Below are 17,370 nucleotides of genomic sequence, written 5' to 3'. Positions count from 1 at the left end.
GTGGTGGGCATGGACATCAACCTTTCGCAGTGCTTCATCGCCGTCGACGACCACGACAAGGCGCTCGCCTTCTACCGCGACGCGCTCGGCCTGGAGGTCCGCAACGACGTCGGGTTCGAGGGGATGCGCTGGGTGACCGTCGGCTCGCCCACGCAGCCGGACGTGGAGATCGTCCTGGAGCCGCCGCTCGCCGATCCCCACGCCAGCGACGCCGACCGGCAGGCCGTGGCCGAGCTGATGGCCAAGGGCCAGCTGCGCGGCGTGATCTTCCGGACCGACGACTGCGACGCCACCTTCGAGCGGGTCCGCGCGGCGGGCGGCGAGGTGCTCCAGGAGCCGATGGACCAGCCGTACGGCGTGCGCGACTGCGCGTTCCGCGACCCGGCGGGGAACATGGTGCAGATCAACCAGCCGCGCGGCTGAAAAGCCTTTGCCGGCCGGGTGGTTGGGGCTGGTAGAAAGGGTCATGGACGATATGGTCATGACCTCGCTGGACCGGATGCTCGCCGAACGCGCCTGTGAGCGCGTCATCGTGGACTTCATCCACCGCCTCGACCTCGGCGACCCGGGCTCGGTGGCGGACCTGTTCACGCCGGACGGCTTCTGGCACTGGCCCCACGGAGACCGGCGGATCGAGGGCCGCGACGCCCTGCGCGCGTACTTCGCCTCCCGCCCCGCCGACCGGCTCTCCCGCCGCCTGATGACGAACATCCTGGTCACCGTGGAGTCCCCGACCACCGCCCGGGCCGTCTCCTACCTCACCACCTACCGCGTCGACGGCTACCAGGGCGGCATGGTCGCACCGCCGCCCCCGGCGAACGTCGGCCACTACGAGGACACCTTCCGCACCCTCGACGGCACCTGGCTGCTCGCCGGCCGCACGGTCCACCTCCCCTTCGGCGCCGACACCCCGCGGCTCCCCGCCTGAGGCGGTCGCTCGAACCCCCGGGCCCGTGGACCGGCGGTCGGCCGCGGGTCGGGCGGGACTGTCGGTGGGGCCTGCGAGGCTGGGCGCATGGACGAGGAAGAGTTCATGCGCGGCCGGGTGTACGGGGCCGACCACGACGACCCCGATCCGGGGCCGCGGCCGGGCCGTGCGTACCGGGAGCTGGTGGCGGGCCCGCTCGACGGGCTGCTGCTGGACGTCACCGGCTGGACGGAGGAGGAACTCGCCGACGGTGCCGCCCTGCCGACCGAGATCGGCGCCCACGGCCCCGGCGGCCGCGCCCACTACGGCCCCCGCACCGGCGACCCGGCCCGCTGGGACTGGGCGGGCGACACCCCCTGAGATCGACCCGGCGCGCCCGGTGGGCGGCGGCGGGGTCCGCCGTCGCCCGCGCGACCGTCGCCGAGGCCCGGCGTCTGCTCGCCGGCCCGTGGCCGCCCGGCGCGACCTGACCGGTCAGGGGTCGGTGGGGCTCACGGCCGGAGGATCCTGCTCCCCTTGTGGTCGAACATGCGTGCGATTTACTCTGGAGGGGTGACCACCGCTGCCCCGTGCCTCCAGCCCCGCCGATCGGAGGGCGGGGACGCCGTGCCGGCGCCGGCCGCGCTGCTGGCGGGGCCCGGGCGGACCTGGGTGGCGGAGCCACGGTGGCGGCGGGTGGAGATCCGGATCGCGGGGGAGTGGCGGCCCGGCCGGATCGAACGATGGCGACTCCGGCAGGGCTCGATGCACTGGGTGGCGCGGGTCAGATGGGGTCCGGGCGCGCGTGACCAGGGCTGGTACCTCTACACCCCGGACGCCCTCCGCCAACTGTCCGCCCACGGCCGCGCGGCCGACGACGGGGGCTGAGAACCCAGGACCGCGTCCCGGTCGGCGACTGCGTGGTGTCGGCGGTGGATTTTGCCAAACGGTCGACCACTTCGTGCTCCGGGCCGGGTAGCTTCGAGGCATCCATTGATCTTGATGCGCGGGGCGATCGGCGAGACCGGTCGGGCCCGTTGGGAGGGGTGTGCCGTGAGTGTGGTCAACCTGGCGGAGGTCGCAGCCGGTCTGCCGCAGGCGTGGAGTTCTCGTCGGCTGGGCCAGGTGGGGGCGGCCTGCGTGAAGGTCCTGCGGATGGACGAGCTGCCGGTGGAGGAGGAGAGCCATGGTGCCGATGAGGCGCTGCTCGTGATCGACGGCCGGCTGGAACTGGAGGTGAACGGCGTGCCGGTGGCGGTGCGGGCGGGCGAGCTGTATCTGATGCCGGCGGGCGCCGTGCACGCGGTCCGTCCCGGTAGCCACGGGACGCTGATGATCGTGGAGTCGGCCGAGGACTGATCGGTCGTCAGGCGGTCAGCGCGTGGAGGGGAGCGGCTGCTGGGGCGCGGTGATATTCGCGCGACAGCCGGGACGGACTCTGGGACGCTGCCGCTCTCGAACACGGCGAAGGCGGGGAACGATGGGGTTCAGGCTCGAAGGACCGGTCCTGGAGGGCGAGCTGGTGCGCCTGGAGCCGCTGGGGCGGCACCACGCCGCGGGCCTGGCGGCCGCCGCCGAGGAGGACCGGACCTCGTACCGGTTCACCTGGGTGCCGACCGCGGAGACGGTGGACGCGTACATCGACACCCAGCTGGGCCGCGCCGCGGCCGGGAGGCTGGCCCCGTACGTGCAGGTGGACCGGGCCTCGGGGCGGGTGGTCGGTGCCACCTCCTACTGGGACCCGCGGCCGTGGCCGGACGGTGAGGGGCTGTGCGCGGTGGAGATCGGGTTCACCTGGCTGGCGGCCTCCGCGCAGGGCACCGGGATCAACACCGAGGCCAAGTACCTGCTGTTCCGGCACGCCTTCGAGGAGTGGGAGGTCGCCCGCGTCGACCTGAAGACCGATGCGCGCAACGGCCGTTCCCGGGCCGCGATGGAGGCGGCCGGGGCCCGCTTCGAAGGGGTGCTGCGGAACTGGTCCGGCTCCTGGGTGCCCGGGGAGGAGGGCCGGCTGCGGGACTCGGCGATGTTCTCGGTCGTCGCGGCGGAGTGGCCGGACTGCCGTGCCGGCCTCGAACAACGGATCGCCCGCACCCTCGAACGCCGGGGACACCGGTAGGGCTTGTCCGACCATGCGCGTCGCATCGGCGCGCGGCGGGAATGGTCGGACAAGCCCTCACCCCCGGCGGCGGGCGCCGGCCCCGCGGGAGGTCAGGACCAGGGCCGCCCGGCCATCAGGTCCAGCCGCCAGAGCGTGATCCGGTACTGGTCCACCGCGCCCTCCCAACAGGCGACGGTGGCCTCGCCCTGCTCGGCGGGGGAGGCCGGGCGGAACGCGAGGTCCTGCGCGTCGGGGTCGAGGAACGCCGCGAGGTGGGAGCGCAGCGCGGCGTGCTCCACCGCGTCCGCGACGTCGGTCTCCTCCTCGGCGGGTACCAGGCTCTGCGGGCCGTCGCCGATGCCGGTGGCGGCCCGCAGGGCGCCGAGCAGGGTGCCGTCCGAGGCGATCCGGGCCTGCCAGAGGTACCAGACGTGTCCGGGCAGCCCGGGCGCGGTGAGGTCGACGCCGTGGCGCTCCGTCAGCCGCGCCAGCTCCGTGCCGCGCAGGATGCCGGTCCGGCCGGCGAGGGAGGCGGCCGCGGCCTCCCGCCGGAAGGCGAACGGCAGTGCCTCCGAGGACACGTCGACCTCGAACAGCGACTCGCTCGCGTCGAACCGCAGGACGGGATAGCCGCCGTCGCGGAGGACCAGCTCGTCCGGCCCGGTGATCGTCTCGCGGCCGCTGAGCGCCGCACGGCCCAGCCAGGCGGGATCCCGGTTCACCTCGGTCTCGTCCAGCCGGTCGCCGCCGTAGTACGCGCCGTACCCGGCCTCGGACGGGAAGGCCGACAGCGGCCGGCCCAGCAGGACCTCGAACGCCTGGTGGAGCGCGGCCTCCCAACCGTCGGCACCGGAAACGGCGGAGCCGGCCGGGGCACGGGCGGTGTCGGGGGTCATGGCCAGGGCTCCCGGGGGCAGGGCCGCGTCAGCGGTACGGGGGTGCGGGCCGCGGCCGTCGGCGGACGGCCGAGAGGCGGTGCTCCAGGATCGCGCGCAGGCGGTCCACGTCCGCCGGGTCGGCGAGGCCGCGCTTGGGGAGCAGGGTGAGGCAGGAGGCGTTGCGGTCGCCGCTGAGCAGGAGGAACAGCCCGGGCGTCTCCACGAAGCGCGGCACCGCCTCCCAGCTGTGCTGGCTGGAGCTGCGCTCGGTGCGGACCCCGACCCCGGTCCCGTCCACGGTCACCCGGAACTCGCCGTTGGCGGCGGCCAGCCGGTGCAACTGGCGGGCCTGGAGCCGCGGCAGCAGCAGGAGCGAGACCACGGCGACGACGACCAGGGCGGTGAACACCGGGTCGACACCCTTCCCGCCGGCGAGCGACAGCGCACCGCCGATCACCGCGCAGCCGAGCATCACGAAGGTCAGCACCCGCGCACGCCGACTCGACTTGGCGGCCTTCGACCGCCCCTTCAGGGCCTCGGCGAAGTCCTCCGCCGTCGGCCGGTACGTCAGTTCCACGCGGATGTCGGTCAGCTGGTCGTCGGTCATGTCCCCGTCCCCCTCAAGATCGTGAGGATCGTAGCGCAGCGGCCGATCGGGTGATAGCGGATGGCGCTCCGGCGGAGCCGCGGGAGCCGGGGGCGGCCCGTCGCACCTGCGAGGACGTCCGCGGCCCGGCTGCCCGGGCGGACCCGAGGGCCCGTGCGGGGATGTTTGGCCCGCACCGGATCGGTGGGTAGGAGAGCCCCGCCCGGGCGGCGGCCGGCCCGGGCCACCGGGACCGCAAGGGAGCCGTGGAGCCGTGATGGACACCGAACTGAAGGCGATCGTCGACGCCCTCCGCGACCTGGAGAAGCAGATACGCGACACCGTCACCGCGAAGGCGCGCTCGCGCCACGGCACCATCCCGGACGACTGCCAGGAGCCGCTGCTCGGTGCCGTCGCCGCCGCCCTGGAGGCGATGAAGGGGTTCACCGGCATCTACCCGGACCGGATGTACACCCCCGACGCCCGCAGCACCATGAACCAGGTCACCCGGCAACTCGGCGACCTCGCCGACCGGTTGAGAGCCGCCCAGCGCCGGGCGGCCGAGGGCGGACGGTGACGGCGGACGGTGACGGGCGGACCCGGAACGGCGGCGGATCGGTGGACCGGAAAACCGGTCGATCACGGGCGGCCCGGCGAGCAGAATGGCGGGCATGCGCGTACGACCGGTCCGGGCCGAGGAACTGCCGCTGCTCCGCGGGATCGAGCGGGCGGCGGGTGAGTCCTTCCGTACCGTCGGCATGCCCGAGATCGCGGAGGACGAGCCGCTGTCCGTGGCGGAACTCGACCGCTACCGGGCGGCCGGTCTGGCGTGGGTCGCGGTCGACGCGGCGGACGTGCCGGTGGCCTACCTGATCGCCGAACGGGTGGACGGCGACCTGCACGTGGAGCAGGTGTCGGTGCACCCGGACAGCGCACGGCGCGGCGTCGGACGGTCGCTGCTGGACCACCTCGCCGGCCTCGCCGCCGCCGAGGGCGTCCCCGCGCTGACCCTGACCACCTTCGCCGACGTCCCGTGGAACGCGCCGTACTACCGGCGGTGCGGCTTCCGGCCGCTCGCCGAGGAGGACCTCGGGCCGGAGCTCCGGGAGATCCGTGCCCGGGAGGCCGCCCACGGGCTCGACCGGTGGCCCCGACTGGCGATGCGCCGCACGGTGTGACCCCGCGGCGGCCGCGGGTGAGCCGGACGGCCCGGGTCGCCGCGGCGTACGGACTCAGGCTGCGCCGTACGGGCGGCCGAGGAAGCCGCGGAGACCGGCGGCCAGGTCGGCCGTCTGCCGACCGGCGTCCAGCCAGGTGGTGAGGGCGGCCTCCCAGGAGGCTCCGGCGGGGAGCCGCGGCCGGACGGTCCAGGTGAGACCGACCCGGCCGCCGGGGGCGAAGACGGCGGACAGGGCGAGCCGGTGGCCGGTCCAGCGCCGCTCGCCGGACCAGCCCCGGACGTCGGCCGCCAGGCCGTCGAAGAAGTCCGGCAGCCGGTCCTCGTCCCACACCCACAGACCGACGTCGTCCACCTTCGCGCTCAGCCCCTCGCCGCGGAGGCGGACGGAGAACGCGACGGTGTCCTCGTCGGGCCGGCGCCGGTCGCCGAGGGTGACCCGGACGCCGGGCGCGTTCCCGCAACGGACCACCAGACGTGCGGCCGCGCCCGCCTCCGGAGGGCGTGGGGACACGGGAGCCTCCTGCGGTCGGTGGGACGAGTGTCGTACGGGCGGCCGGTCAGCCGAGGACGGGGGCGCCCATCCAGATGTCCTCGCCGCACACGGACAGCGGCACCGCCTGTCCCTGACGGTCGGTCAACGTCACGGCGGTGGGCCCCGCACCCTCCGGGCTGTGCGGCGGGAGCACCGCCGACCACGGGTTCCTCGAAGCCGCGATGAAGCAGCGCTCGCTGGTGTCGGGGGTGTCCGAGTAGTACAGGTCGACCCGTACGCTGCCCCCGGGCCTGACCGTCAGCCGCTCCGCGACCTGGCGGCCCGGCGCGGCCACCACATCCTCCGCCTTGCCGATGGAGACCCGGAACCAGGGGTAGCCGTCGACGGCGCAGGGCCCCGGACCGGAGTTGGTCGCGATCAGCCGGGACTTGGGCGTCTCGTCCGTGGTCGTCGGCTGCTCGTCGATCCGGCGGAACGTCCAGGTCAGCTGCTCCGGCACGCAGTTGGGCGCCGGGTCCGAGATGGCCGACCCGACCGGCGCGGCGGATCCGCCCGGCGCGGCGGTCCCTCCCGGCCCGGTGGAGGCGGCCCCGGTCGTACCGCCGGCTGTGGCGGCCACGCTCCCGCACCCGCTCGCCGCCGCACCGGCGGCGAGGACCGCCGCGACCAGAACCGCCGTACGCCTCCGCATGATGGACTCCCCCCGAGTCGAACGTTCCCCTCCCCGCGAGCATAGGGCACCCACTGCCCGGGCCGACCGGGACGCCCTCCCCCGACGACCGTCACAGTCCGGCGAGTTCGAGGATCCGCCGCATCTGGTCGACCGGGAGCGCGGGGGAGCCGGCCGCGGCCCGGGCGACCGACTCGACCGGCAGGTTGGGGTGCGGCGCGACCGCCATCCGGACCTCGGGGGCCGGATCGGCGGCCAGCCGCTCGGCGAGCCCAGCCGGGAGACCGGGATCGCGGGGAGCCAGCAGGCGCATCCGGGCGTCCGGATCGACGGCGAAGCGCCGCAGGCTCTCCGGCGGGAAGGCGAACGCGTCGGCCGGCCGCCACCGCACCTGCTTGGGCGGCCCGTGGTCGCGGTCGATCCGCTCGGCCGTCGCCGGGTCGAGCTGCTCGGGAGCCCGCAGCACCATCGCCGTGCGGACCGCGCACTCCTCGGCGGCGAGCAGCCGCTCGACCACCTCCGGCGGCAGGCCGTCGCCGGCGGCCGCCGAGGCCCGGAAACAGGCGTACGGCGAGGAGACGTGGGGCAGCGGGTCCGCGGTCACCCAGGGCCGGGGCCGGTTCGCGGGCGGAGGTCGCCGAGCGGTAAGATCATTCCGCAACACGACGCGAAGGGGAGCTTCAGTGGCGCGGGTTGCGGTGGTCGGTGGGGGTATCAGCGGGCTGGGGACGGCGCTCATGCTGGGCCGGCGGGGCCATCGGGTCACGCTGTTCGAGCAGGACGCACGGCAGGCCGGAGCGGACCTGAACCGCGACTTCTTCGACTGGGGCAGGCCCCGGGTTCCGCAGGCCGTCCAGCCCCACTCGTTCCTCGCGCCGGTGCGCACCGTGCTGCACGCCGAGGCCCCCGACGTCTACGCGGACCTGCTGGCCCGCGGAGCCCGCGAGTACCACGACTTCGACTGGTTCGGCGAGCATCCGCCGCACCGGGCCGGCGACGAGGAACTGGTGACCCTGCGCACCCGCCGCATCGTGCTGGAGGCCGCCCTGACCGAGGCGGTGCGGCGCGAGGCCACCGTGGAGGTGCGGCAGGGCCACCGGGTGAGCGGCCTCGCCTTCGAGGACGGCGATCCGGTCCGGGTCACCGGCGTCCGGGTGGGCACCGGGGTCCACCACGCGGACCTCGTCGTCGACGCCGCCGGTCGCCGCTCACGGGTTCCCGCCTGGCTGACCGAGATCGGCTGCCGCCCGCCCGTGGTCGAGAGCCACCGGACCGGGATCGCCTACCTGTGCCGCTGGTACCGCCTGCGGGCCGACGGCCCGCGCGACCCCGGCCGGGTGAAGACCGGTTCGACCGCGCCGTTCGCGCTCGCCGGCGTGTTCCCCTCCGACAACGACACCTTCGCGCTGAGCGTGGTGCTCTCCACGAGCGATCCGACCCGCGCCGCCCTCACCGACCCCGCCGTGTTCGAGGCCGTCGCCCGCCGCTTCCCCGCGACCGCCGCCTGGCTCGACCTGGACCCCGAACCGCACTCCGCCGTCCTGCCGATGGCCGGCCTCGACAACCGCTGGACCTCCCTCGTCGACGAGGACGGACCGGTCGTCACCGGCCTGGTCAACGCCGGGGACAGCCTCGTCCACACCAACCCCACCCTGGGCCACGGCGTGGCCCTCGGCCTGCTCGCCGGCCGGCACCTCGCCACCCACGCCGACCGGATCGCCGAGGACCCGGCCGGCTACCACGCCTGGACGGTCCAGGCCCTCCGCCCGTGGTTCGACGCGCAGGTGACGGCCGACCGCGTCGCCGGTGAGCGCCTCGCCGAGGGCGCACCGTCCTCGGACCGGCGGGCCGCCGCCCTGGCCGCCTGCGCCTTCGACGACCCCGTCGTCATGCGGGCCCGGGCCCAGGTACGCCACCTCCTGCAACCGGCCGACGCCGCCTACGGCACCGACGAGGTGGACCGGCACCTCACCGCCTGGCTGGCCGACCGCCCGGACTTCGCGCCCGGGCACGACGGCCCGACCCGTGACCAGTGGGAGGCCCTCATCCAGGCGGACACCTTCGTCCCGGCACTCGCCGCCGCGGCGGGGGAGACCCGGTAGCCGTACCCGTCAGGCTGCCGATCCGGCTGTCCGTGCCCTGTGCTTGGATCCGGTACCGGAGCTGAACGCCGAGATGAGACGGGGGAGGACATGACGCGTACGACACCCGAGCGCCCGCTGGACGTGGCCGCGGGCTTCCCGGAGCTGGCCGGGCAGGCGAGGACGGCCACCCGGCTGCACCCCCACCCCGGTGCGCCCACCGTCCACGACAGTTCGGTGGGCGGGCCGCTGCTGTGGCCCGCGGACGAGCCGTGGCCGGCGTACGAGTCGCCGTACCCGCCGTACGGGCCGCTGACCACGCTCGCGGACATCCGTACCCGGCGGGCCGTCCTCACCCGGGCGTGGTCGCGGCCCCGGGGGCCGCGGGAGAACCTGCTGACCCCGGCGGAGCAGGAGGTCGTGGACCGGATCCGCGCGGGACACCCGCCGGCGCTGCAGCCGGCGGGCCCGCAGCCGCTGATCCCGCTCGCCCAGCTCTACGCCCGCGACGTGCCCGGGCTCCCCTTCCCGGAGGGGACCGACCTGCTCCAGGTGGTGTGGTCGCCGTCCGAGGACGTCGAGGGCTGCTCGGGTGCCGTGCAGCTGCGGTGGCGCCGCGCCTCCGAGGTGCGGGAGGTCCTGGCCGCTCCGCCCGAACCCGCCTACGTCCAACAGGACGACCACGTACCGGAGCCGTGCCTGCTCCGGCCCGAGCAGGTCCGGGAGTTCCCCCCGGGCCACCTGCTCGCCGAGGAAGTGACGGAGCGCCTGGAGACCTGGGCCGAGCAGCGGTCGGCGGACTACCGGAGCGACCTGTCCGTGGCACCCGGCTGGAAGGCGGGCGGATGGCCGGCCCACTTCACCTTCCGCGACCCGGCGGGCCCCGAGGAGCTGTCCTGCGGCGAGTGCGGCGGCCCCGTGGAGGCGCTCCTCACCGTCGACAGCGGCGAGTGGGACGGATCCACCGGCAGCTGGCGCCCCCTCGAGGACGGCGAGGACGCCGGGAAGCCGCCCGGGTACCCGTGCCGCGACGCGTGCAACCCCACCCTGGTGACCGTCGGACGCGGCTACACCCTGCAGATGTACCACTGCGTCGGCACACCGGCCCACCTCCCGCGGACGATCATGCAGTGAGGGCGCCGGACGGACCCGCCGGTCAGGACTCATCGATAGCATGCGTCACCATGATGCGCGCTTGGATCCTGCCGATACTGCTCGTGCTCGGCGGCTCAGCCGTCGCGACTGGGCAGATGTTCAAGGGGAGCTTCGGCACGGCCGCGGCACTCCTGCTGGCGTTCCTGGCGCTCGCCGGCTTGAACTCACCCCTGATCTTCCCGAGGTCGATCGGTGTGCAGGAGGCACAACGCCGCAGCGCGGTCGACGGCCGACCGGTCGTCTTCTGGCGGCCGGGCTGCAAGTACTGCATACGACTGCGCATCCGGCTGGGGCGCAGCGCCCGCCAGTTGCACTGGGTCAACATCTGGCGCGACCCGGCGGGAGCCGCAGCGGTGAGAGCAGCCAACGACGGCAACGAGACCGTGCCGACCGTCGTCGTGGCAGGCAGGCCACACACCAACCCCGACCCCGCATGGGTGCGCGAACAGCTCTCCTCCTCCGCGTGACCAGAAGACGCGCCGCCCAAGCTCAGCTCCCGTGGTGTGGCGCGGTGGTGGCGGGCTCGGTGTGGAAGGCGTGCAGGAGCAGCTCCAGGTAGTCCGCGTGCGGGCCGGCCAGCAGGGGGAGTTCGGCGGGGGAGCGGACCAGGGCGAGGCGCTGGAACTCGGGGTCGCGGCCGGCCGCGCGTTCCGCGGCGACCAGGGCGGCGAACCGCTCCTCGATCCTTCCGGCGGGCAGCGGCGCGGCGCGGAACAGCACGCCGACGTTGCCGTTGGCCGCGACCGTGACCCGCCACAGGGCGAGGTCCTCGGGCGGGGTGTCGACGCCGGTCTCCTCGACCAGTTCCCGGGCGGCGTTCCGGCGGACCTCCGCCAGGTCCATCGGGCGGTCCCCGTCCGGTGGTTCGAGACAGCCGCCCGGCGGCTGCCAGCGGCCCGGGGCCGAGGTCGAGGCGGACATCCGGCCGAGCACCAGGCGGCCGTCCTCGGTCGGCTGGACCACGCCCACGGACAGCGAGGGCAGCACCGCGGCCCCCGGCACCCGGCGCATCGCGTAGTACCGGTAGGTCGTCCGTACCCAGCCGAGCACCAGGGCGCCCGGACCGTCCCACGCCAGGCCCGAACAGGCCACCACCGGGCCGTCGAACAGGGCCGGGTTGGCGCGTACCGCCGCCGCCCACGCCCCGTCCCGGGCCGTCCGCTGCTCGGCCGAGAGCACGGGAGGATCCGACCGGACCAGCCGGATCCGGCCCACCTCCAGCAGACGGGGGCCGGCCGGTGCGGGCGGTCGCTCACTCACCGGCTCATGCTGGCACGGCCCGGCACCGGAAGCCGCGACGGCAGGCCGGGGGGGCCGCGGTGAACCCGGCAGGTCAGGGCCGGTGCCCGGGAAGGGGCAGGGGCCAGGCGGGCGGGACCTGGAGGGGTGCGGGGAAGCCGGGCGGGGCGGCGGCCCGGCCGCTGAGCCAGGCCAGCAGGGCATGGCCGGGAGCGGCCAGGTCCGGTCCGGACGCGGCGCCGGGCCAGCTGCGGTCGAGGTCGGTGGCGCGGACCCGTCCGAGCGGGAACCGGCGGGCGCCCAGGGCGGCCAGCGTGTCGTCCAGGGCCCAGGCCACGTAGGCGGCGGGCCAGTCGGCGGGGGCGTAGCCGCGGGCCAGGTCGACGTGGTGGGTCTCCAGCTCGCGCCAGCAGCGGTACAGGGTGTACCAGGCCGGGTGCGGCCAGCCGGCCAGGGCGGTCACGGTGGCGTCCCAGGCCGCCGCCGGCATCGCGCGGGCGTCGGCGAACAGTACGGCGAGACGTTCGCGCAGGTCGGCGGCGAGAACGGCGGCCGGCTGCGCGGCCGTCCGCTCCACGGCCCGGGCCATCTCCTCCGCACTCGGCCGCGCACCCGTGCCCCGCTCGCCGCGCGCCAGCCCGAGCAGGCGGCGGTACGCGTCGGCGCTGTGCGCGAGGTGGGCGACCACCTGCGCCCGCGACCATCCGGGCAGCCCGGACGCCGCCCGCAGGCCGGCCTCGTCGAGCCCGTCGAGGGTCACGGCGACTCGGCTGCTGGAGTGTTCGAGTTCCGCGAGGAGCGCGGCGTACGGGGCATCGGGCTGCGGCACGGTCATGGACCCGAGCATGCCGCACGCGGGTCGGGGCGGGCCGGACGGGGTGTCAGGAAGTCCGTGGTCGGGGGGCGGTGGGGTGGGCTGGGGGAGCCGGGAGGGGATGACGGGAGGACGCATGGCGGCGTTGCGGATCGAGACGTGTTCACCCTGCCCGGCAGCCGGGCGCGGGGTGACCGGGCTGCCGGTCGACGGGGAGTTGGCGGACGGGGCGGCGGCGACGGTCCGGTCGGTCGAGCGGTTGCGGGTGTGCTCTCCGGCCCGCCGGTGGGCGGCGGGACGGCGGTGGCCGTGACGCTGGACGGGGTCACCGAGGAGTGCTTGCGCCCGGGCGCCGTCCTCCGGTCCGGCACCGCCTGACGGCCCGGACCCCGCCCGGGCGGCTCCCCGGTGCCGCCCGGACGAGGTGCGGCCGACGGGACGTCAGCCGCCGCAGGGAGTGCCGTTGAGACGGAAGGCGGTCGGCGCCGGGTTGTCGCCCCCGTACGTGGCCTGGAAGCCGAGGCTCGCGCTGCCGCCCGGCGCCAGCGTGCCGTTCCAGCCGCCGTCCCGGGCGGTCACCGCGGCGCCGGACTGGGCCACCGTGGCGTTCCAGGCGTTGGTGATCCGCTGGTCGCCGGGGAAGGACCAGGTCAGCGTCCAGCCGGAGACCGCCGAGGAGCCGGTGTTCCGCACGGTGACGGTGGCCGTGAAGCCGCCGGTCCAGGCACGGTCCACCCGGTACCCGACCGAGCAGGACGCGGCCGGCGGCGCGGTGTCGTCGTCCGCCTCGGTGGCCGTGAACGAGCCGCCCCGGACGCCCGTGCCGCTCGCCGTGAAGACCGCGCCGCCGTTCGCGGCGTCGCCGTCCTGGGCCGCGGATACCATGACCTGCTGCGGCGTGGACCAGGTGGCGGGGGTGAAGACCAGCTCGGCCGCGGCGGACAGGTCCGGGTCGCCGGAGGACCGGGCCACCGTCACCGTGACGGTCTGCGCCGGAGCGGCCGACAGCCGGATCCCGACCGTCGCCGAACCGCCCTCGGGCACCGTGACCGACGCCGGATCGACCAGCACCGCGGGCGTGCCCGGCTGCGGGTCGGAGTGCCGCTCGGCGGCGAAGGCGGCGAGCCAGGCCAGCGGGGCGTTCCAGTTGATCGCGACCTCGTTGGTGGAGTACGAGCCGATGTCGTCCAGGTAGCAGGCGGCGGGGGCGCAGCCGGGCAGCCGCTCGGCGGCGACCGGGTCCTGGAGGCCGGAGTTCGCCCCTCCGGCGAGCGACCCGGCCGGCGGGTGCGGCAGGGACGGGTCGTTCTGGTGCGCCCAGAAGCGGTGGTGCTGGTTCTCCGAGGCCCGCTCGCCGTAGCCGGTGACGTACGAGCGGTCGAGCGCGTTGCGGCCGAGCAGGTAGTCCAGCGCCTCCAACGCCCCGGCGCGGTAACGCTGTTGGCCGGTGAGCTCGTACGCGACCGCCAGGATCACCGCGTTGTCGGCCACCGAACCGTTGGAGCCCCACACGTACCCGTCGGCCGGGATCGGGACGGCGTAGCCCTGCCCGGTCATGGTGGCGAGGTAGCCGTCGGCCGCGGTGGTGAAGCGGTCGCGCAGGCGGGCGAGGTCGTCGGCGGGCAGGCGGACGCCGGGGACGGTGGCCAGGGTGATCCGGCCGAGGGTGGCCGTGCCGCCCCACCAGAAGGCGTCCACGGGCGCGGTGTACAGCGGGGAGGAGGTGACCGTGTCGCGGAAGGCGGCCTCGCCGGTGGTGGCGTAGAGCTCGGCGGCGGCCCAGTAGAACTCGTCGGCGACCTGCCCGTCGTCGTACGCGCCGCCGCCGGTGCTGTCGCTGCCGGGGGCGAACAGGTCCGGGTTGGCCCGGGCGGCGGACCAGGCGCGGCGGGCCGCGTCCAGGCAGCGGGCGGCGAACGGCGCGTCGTACGGGGCGTACACCCGGGCGCACTGGGCGGCGGTGGCCGCCAGGTTGAGCGTGGCGGCGGTGGACGGGCGGTGCAACTCGCGCTGCTCCGGGTCGAGTTCGGGACGGGTGGGCAGGCCGGTCCAGCGGGCGTCGTGCACCTTGTGGAAGGCTGTCCCGGCCAGCGGCCGGCCTTCCGGCACCTGCATGCGCATCAGGAACTCCAGCTCCCAGCGGGCCTCGTCCAGCACGTCCGGGACGCCGTTGCCGCGCTCGGGCACCCGGAGCGTGGAGTCGCCGAGGGCGGCCTCCGTCCCGGCCCGGCGGGCCCGTTCGAAGGAGTTGACCAGCTGCCAGACCGCGATGCCGCCGTTGACCACGTACTTGCCCTGGTCGCCGGCGTCGTACCAGCCGCCGCGGACGTCCAGCCGGTAGTCGCACGCCCCCGCCTGGCAGGGGACGTCGGTGTCGCCCCGGTTGGGCGCCACGCCGAGGTGGCCGGCCGGGTGCGCGTACGCCGCGCCGCCCGCCAGCGAGGCGTCGATCGCGATGCCGCTGCGCTGCTGGTAGAAGAACCCCAGGCTGTCGGCGCGCAGACCGTCGTAGAGCGCGGCGGAGATGGTGAACGGATGGGAGGCGCGCCCGTCGACCACCAGGGTGTAGCCGGTGCCGGAGGCGGTGTACGCGCCGAAGTCCACCAGGTGTGTGGACTCCCGCGAGGCCGGGTCGGCGCCGTGCACGGTGCTGGTGCCCGAGGCGACGACCTGACCGGCGGCGTCGCGCAGTTGCCAGGGCAGGGGGGTGGTGGACGCGCTGACCACGGTGGCCCGCTTGGGGCCGTCGGGGAGGTAGCCGAGCTGGTTGACCCGGACGGGGGTGTCGGCGGCCTCGGCGGTCGTCACCGCGGTCGTCACCGTGAGGGTCGTGGCAGGGCGGGCCTCGGCGGCTCCGGCGGCGGAGGCAGTGGTGAGGCCGGAGGCCGCGAGGGCCAGGCCGGTCAGGGCGGCGGCCGCGCGGCGCGGCCACCGGTGGCGGGTGGTGGGAGAGGGCATGGGCGGGGGACCTTCCTCGGGCGGGGGACGGCGAGGCGGGGGGATGGCGAGGCAGGTGGGCGAGGAGTACGAATGGGAGCGCTCCCACAGTCCCCACTAAGCCAGTCGGGCGCGGCCACGTCAAGAGGCCTGCGCGGAAACGCCCCTGACGGTCCGTGATCCCGGGCGCGGGCAAGTAGACACCGTCTACGCTGCTCTGGTAGACACTGTCTACATGACGAACGAGGAGTCCGGGCTACGCGCCCGGCTGGTCGAGACCGGCGTCGAACTGCTCGCCCGGGAGGGCGTCGAGGCGCTCGACCTGTGCGAGATCGCCCGGCGGGCGGGGGTCCCGCAGGGGGCACCGCGCCGCTACGTCCCGACCCACCGGGAGCTGCTGTCCGCCATCGCCCGCCACGGCTTCGCCGACCTGGCCACGCGGGTCCAGGCCACCCTGGCCGGGGCGCCGGAGACCGACCCGCGGGGCCGGCTCGCCACGCTCGGCCGGGTCTACCTGGAGTACGCGCGGACCGACCCCGGCATGTTCGAGCTGATGTTCCGCCACGACCTGCTGGAGAGCGACGCCCCGGGGCTGCGCGAGACCAGCCTCCCGCTGTTCGGCGTCCTGGTCGACCTGGTGGGACGGACCCGTCCGGCCGGCGCCGACCCGGCGGTGGCCGCCGCCGCGTTCTGGGCGAACCTGCACGGCATCGCCCAACTGTGGCACTGGGGAAGCCTCCAGCCGGCAGCCGGCCGCTCCGACGTGGAGCCGCTGCTCCAGGCGGTCCTGGACGCCCACCTCGGGACGGCCGACCGGTGAACCCGCCCGCCTCCCGCCCCGCCCTCACCCTGGCGTGCAGCGTCACCGGGGCCGTTCTGGTCGCCCTGGACGGCACCGTGCTGACCGTGGCGCAGCCCACCCTCCAGCGCGAGCTGCACGCCTCCTTCGCCCAGGTCCAGTGGACCAGCACCGGTTACCTGATCGCCGTGGCCGGCCTGCTCGTCCTCGCCGGCCGCCTCGGCGACCGGTACGGCCACCGGCGGGTGTTCGCGCTCGGCACCCTCGGCTTCGGTGCCGCCTCCGCGGGCATCGGCCTGGCGCCCGGCATCGGCTGGGTGATCGGGCTCCGGGTCGTCCAGGGCGTCTTCGGCGCCCTGCTCCAGCCCGCCACCCTCGGCATGCTGCGCGCCGCGTACCCGGCGGACCGGCTGGCCGGTCCCATCGCCGTCCGCACCAGCGCCATCGGCCTGTCCGCCGCGGCCGGACCGGTGCTCGGCGGCGCCCTGGTCAGCGCGCTCGGCTGGCGGGCGGTGTTCGCCCTGAACGTGCTGCCGGCCCTGCTGATCGCCCTCCTCGCCCTGCTCCACCGCGGCCCGGAAGCCGCCGTCCCCCGTCCGCTGCCCGCGGACGCGCCACGGCTCGACCTGCTCGGCGCGGGGCTGCTCGGCACCGCCCTGGCCTGCCTGGTGCACACCCTGGTCGTTCTGCCGGAGACCGGCTGGACGGGCTCGGCCCTGCTCGGCGGCGGGGTGGCCGTGCTGGCGGGCGCGGCGTTCTTCCGGCACCTCCGGCGAGCCACAGACCCGTTGGTCCCGGCCGACCTGCTGGCCTCCCCGGTCGTCGCGGCCTCGCTCGGCGTGCTGCTGGCCGCGTCGGCGGCGATGTTCGGCACGCTGTTCACCGCCACCTACTTCCTCCAGGACGTGCTCGCCCTGGACCCGTTCGCCAGCAGTCTGCGGGCGCTGCCGCTGGCGGCGGCCATGGTGTTCGGCGCGCCGTTGGCCGCCCGGGTCCAGCGCCGGTACGGGCCCCGGCGGACCGCCGCCACGGCCATGGTCCTGCTCGGTACGGGGGTGCTGCTGCTCGCCCGGCTGGACGGGACCGCCGGCGCCCTGCCGCTCGCGGCCGGATTCCTGCTGCTGGGCGCCGGGTTCGGCACCGTGATGGTCACGGCCACCGCGGTGGTCGTCCGCCTCGCCGCCAGCCGTCACGCCGGGGTCGCCGGCGGACTCCAGCAGACCGCCATGAACATCGGCCCCGCCCTCGGTGTCGCCACCGCCACCACCGTGCTGGCCCTCGCCGCCGGTGATACCCACCCGACCGGCGCGGTGTTCGCGACGGCCATGGGACCGGCCCTCGGCGTGCTCGCCGCGGTCGCGGCCGCCGGAGCCGTCCTGGCCCTCCGGCTGCCCGGCCGGGCCGACCCCGACCGGCGACCGGCCGCCGCCCCCGGGGACGGAGGGAGCCGTCCGCCCGCCGAAACCGGCTCGCGCCGGGCGGGAGCGGGTCACTAGGTTCTGTCGGCCGGACAGGGCCTAACGTGAGCGC

General features: G+C 75.7%; 21 protein-coding genes. 13 read left to right on the top strand and 8 right to left on the bottom strand.

Annotated elements, in window-relative coordinates; genetic code table 11:
• The first annotated feature begins 9 nt into the window (after positions 1-9).
• From ABWK59_RS03275 to ABWK59_RS03250, 6 genes are all read left to right on the top strand, one after another.
• Positions 10-423 (top strand): VOC family protein, encoded by a 414-nt coding sequence (locus tag ABWK59_RS03275; protein WP_354637766.1) that lies wholly within the window; start codon positions 10-12, stop codon positions 421-423.
• A 58-nt stretch (positions 424-481) separates the two neighbouring features.
• On the top strand, positions 482-928 hold the full coding sequence (locus tag ABWK59_RS03270) for a nuclear transport factor 2 family protein (RefSeq protein ID WP_354637765.1): 447 nt from the start codon (positions 482-484) through the stop codon (positions 926-928).
• Between the two features lie 87 nt (positions 929-1,015).
• Positions 1,016-1,288, top strand: coding sequence for a hypothetical protein (locus ABWK59_RS03265; protein WP_354637764.1), 273 nt, complete (start codon positions 1,016-1,018; stop codon positions 1,286-1,288).
• A gap of 192 nt (positions 1,289-1,480) precedes the next feature.
• The gene (locus tag ABWK59_RS03260; RefSeq protein ID WP_354637763.1) at positions 1,481-1,795 is read left to right on the top strand and encodes a hypothetical protein; all 315 of its coding nucleotides are present in this window, start codon (positions 1,481-1,483) and stop codon (positions 1,793-1,795) included.
• Between the two features lie 165 nt (positions 1,796-1,960).
• Entirely contained in the window at positions 1,961-2,266 is a 306-nt protein-coding gene (locus ABWK59_RS03255) for a cupin domain-containing protein (RefSeq protein ID WP_354637762.1), read from the top strand.
• Between the two features lie 121 nt (positions 2,267-2,387).
• Complete coding sequence (locus tag ABWK59_RS03250) at positions 2,388-3,026, top strand: GNAT family N-acetyltransferase (RefSeq protein ID WP_354637761.1); 639 nt, start codon at positions 2,388-2,390, stop codon at positions 3,024-3,026.
• Positions 3,027-3,118: 92 nt separating this feature from the next.
• On the opposite strand, the gene ABWK59_RS03245 is transcribed toward ABWK59_RS03250, so the two are convergent.
• Positions 3,119-3,904 (bottom strand): hypothetical protein, encoded by a 786-nt coding sequence (locus tag ABWK59_RS03245; protein ID WP_354637760.1) that lies wholly within the window; start codon positions 3,902-3,904, stop codon positions 3,119-3,121.
• A gap of 28 nt (positions 3,905-3,932) precedes the next feature.
• Positions 3,933-4,493 carry a YcxB family protein gene (locus tag ABWK59_RS03240; protein ID WP_354637759.1) on the bottom strand — a complete coding sequence of 187 codons (561 nt, stop codon included), beginning with the start codon at positions 4,491-4,493 and terminating at the stop codon, positions 3,933-3,935.
• 256 nt (positions 4,494-4,749) lie between these two features.
• Here ABWK59_RS03240 and ABWK59_RS03235 point away from each other — a divergent pair, with 256 nt between their 5' ends.
• Together ABWK59_RS03235 and ABWK59_RS03230 are read left to right on the top strand one after the other, a co-directional pair.
• Positions 4,750-5,049, top strand: a complete 300-nt coding sequence (locus ABWK59_RS03235) for a hypothetical protein (protein WP_354637758.1) — start codon at positions 4,750-4,752, stop codon at positions 5,047-5,049.
• A gap of 94 nt (positions 5,050-5,143) precedes the next feature.
• Positions 5,144-5,650 (top strand): GNAT family N-acetyltransferase, encoded by a 507-nt coding sequence (locus ABWK59_RS03230; protein WP_354637757.1) that lies wholly within the window; start codon positions 5,144-5,146, stop codon positions 5,648-5,650.
• A 54-nt stretch (positions 5,651-5,704) separates the two neighbouring features.
• On the opposite strand, the gene ABWK59_RS03225 is transcribed toward ABWK59_RS03230, so the two are convergent.
• The 3 genes from ABWK59_RS03225 to ABWK59_RS03215 form a co-directional block, all read right to left on the bottom strand.
• On the bottom strand, positions 5,705-6,163 hold the full coding sequence (locus ABWK59_RS03225; protein WP_354637756.1) for a DUF6228 family protein: 459 nt from the start codon (positions 6,161-6,163) through the stop codon (positions 5,705-5,707).
• Positions 6,164-6,209: 46 nt separating this feature from the next.
• Positions 6,210-6,836, bottom strand: a complete 627-nt coding sequence (locus tag ABWK59_RS03220) for a DUF4232 domain-containing protein (RefSeq protein ID WP_354637755.1) — start codon at positions 6,834-6,836, stop codon at positions 6,210-6,212.
• A gap of 91 nt (positions 6,837-6,927) precedes the next feature.
• Positions 6,928-7,419 carry a hypothetical protein gene (locus tag ABWK59_RS03215; RefSeq protein ID WP_354637754.1) on the bottom strand — a complete coding sequence of 164 codons (492 nt, stop codon included), beginning with the start codon at positions 7,417-7,419 and terminating at the stop codon, positions 6,928-6,930.
• Positions 7,420-7,498: 79 nt separating this feature from the next.
• On the opposite strand from ABWK59_RS03215, the gene ABWK59_RS03210 reads away from it, so the two are divergent.
• The 3 genes from ABWK59_RS03210 (at position 7,499) to ABWK59_RS03200 (ending at position 10,518) form a co-directional block, all read left to right on the top strand.
• Entirely contained in the window at positions 7,499-8,917 is a 1,419-nt protein-coding gene (locus ABWK59_RS03210; RefSeq protein WP_354637753.1) for an FAD-dependent oxidoreductase, read from the top strand.
• Positions 8,918-9,007: 90 nt separating this feature from the next.
• Positions 9,008-10,030 carry a hypothetical protein gene (locus ABWK59_RS03205; protein WP_354637752.1) on the top strand — a complete coding sequence of 341 codons (1,023 nt, stop codon included), beginning with the start codon at positions 9,008-9,010 and terminating at the stop codon, positions 10,028-10,030.
• A 50-nt stretch (positions 10,031-10,080) separates the two neighbouring features.
• Entirely contained in the window at positions 10,081-10,518 is a 438-nt protein-coding gene (locus ABWK59_RS03200; protein WP_354637751.1) for a glutaredoxin domain-containing protein, read from the top strand.
• Positions 10,519-10,540: 22 nt separating this feature from the next.
• Here the strand turns inward: ABWK59_RS03200 and ABWK59_RS03195 are convergent, their stop codons facing one another.
• The 3 genes from ABWK59_RS03195 to ABWK59_RS03185 form a co-directional block, all read right to left on the bottom strand.
• Positions 10,541-11,311: an NUDIX hydrolase gene (locus ABWK59_RS03195; RefSeq protein ID WP_354637750.1), complete on the bottom strand. Its 771-nt coding sequence runs from the start codon at positions 11,309-11,311 to the stop codon at positions 10,541-10,543.
• 73 nt (positions 11,312-11,384) lie between these two features.
• Positions 11,385-12,125, bottom strand: coding sequence for a maleylpyruvate isomerase family mycothiol-dependent enzyme (locus ABWK59_RS03190; protein WP_354637749.1), 741 nt, complete (start codon positions 12,123-12,125; stop codon positions 11,385-11,387).
• Positions 12,126-12,545: 420 nt separating this feature from the next.
• Positions 12,546-15,062 (bottom strand): glycoside hydrolase family 9 protein, encoded by a 2,517-nt coding sequence (locus ABWK59_RS03185; RefSeq protein WP_354637748.1) that lies wholly within the window; start codon positions 15,060-15,062, stop codon positions 12,546-12,548.
• Positions 15,063-15,276: 214 nt separating this feature from the next.
• Between ABWK59_RS03185 and ABWK59_RS03180 the strand changes: the two genes are divergently transcribed.
• Together ABWK59_RS03180 and ABWK59_RS03175 are read left to right on the top strand one after the other, a co-directional pair.
• The gene (locus tag ABWK59_RS03180) at positions 15,277-15,861 is read left to right on the top strand and encodes a TetR/AcrR family transcriptional regulator (protein WP_354637747.1); all 585 of its coding nucleotides are present in this window, start codon (positions 15,277-15,279) and stop codon (positions 15,859-15,861) included.
• Entirely contained in the window at positions 15,858-17,336 is a 1,479-nt protein-coding gene (locus tag ABWK59_RS03175; protein WP_354637746.1) for an MFS transporter, read from the top strand. Before ABWK59_RS03180 ends, ABWK59_RS03175 begins: the two co-directional genes overlap by 4 nt.
• The last annotated feature ends 34 nt before the right edge of the window (positions 17,337-17,370 follow it).

It is taken from the genome of Kitasatospora sp. HUAS MG31, assembly GCF_040571325.1.
In the GTDB taxonomy this organism is placed as follows: Bacteria; Actinomycetota; Actinomycetes; order Streptomycetales; family Streptomycetaceae; genus Kitasatospora; species Kitasatospora camelliae.
Note: the sequence above shows the minus strand (reverse complement) of the source record. Positions and strands in the feature narration are given on the sequence as shown.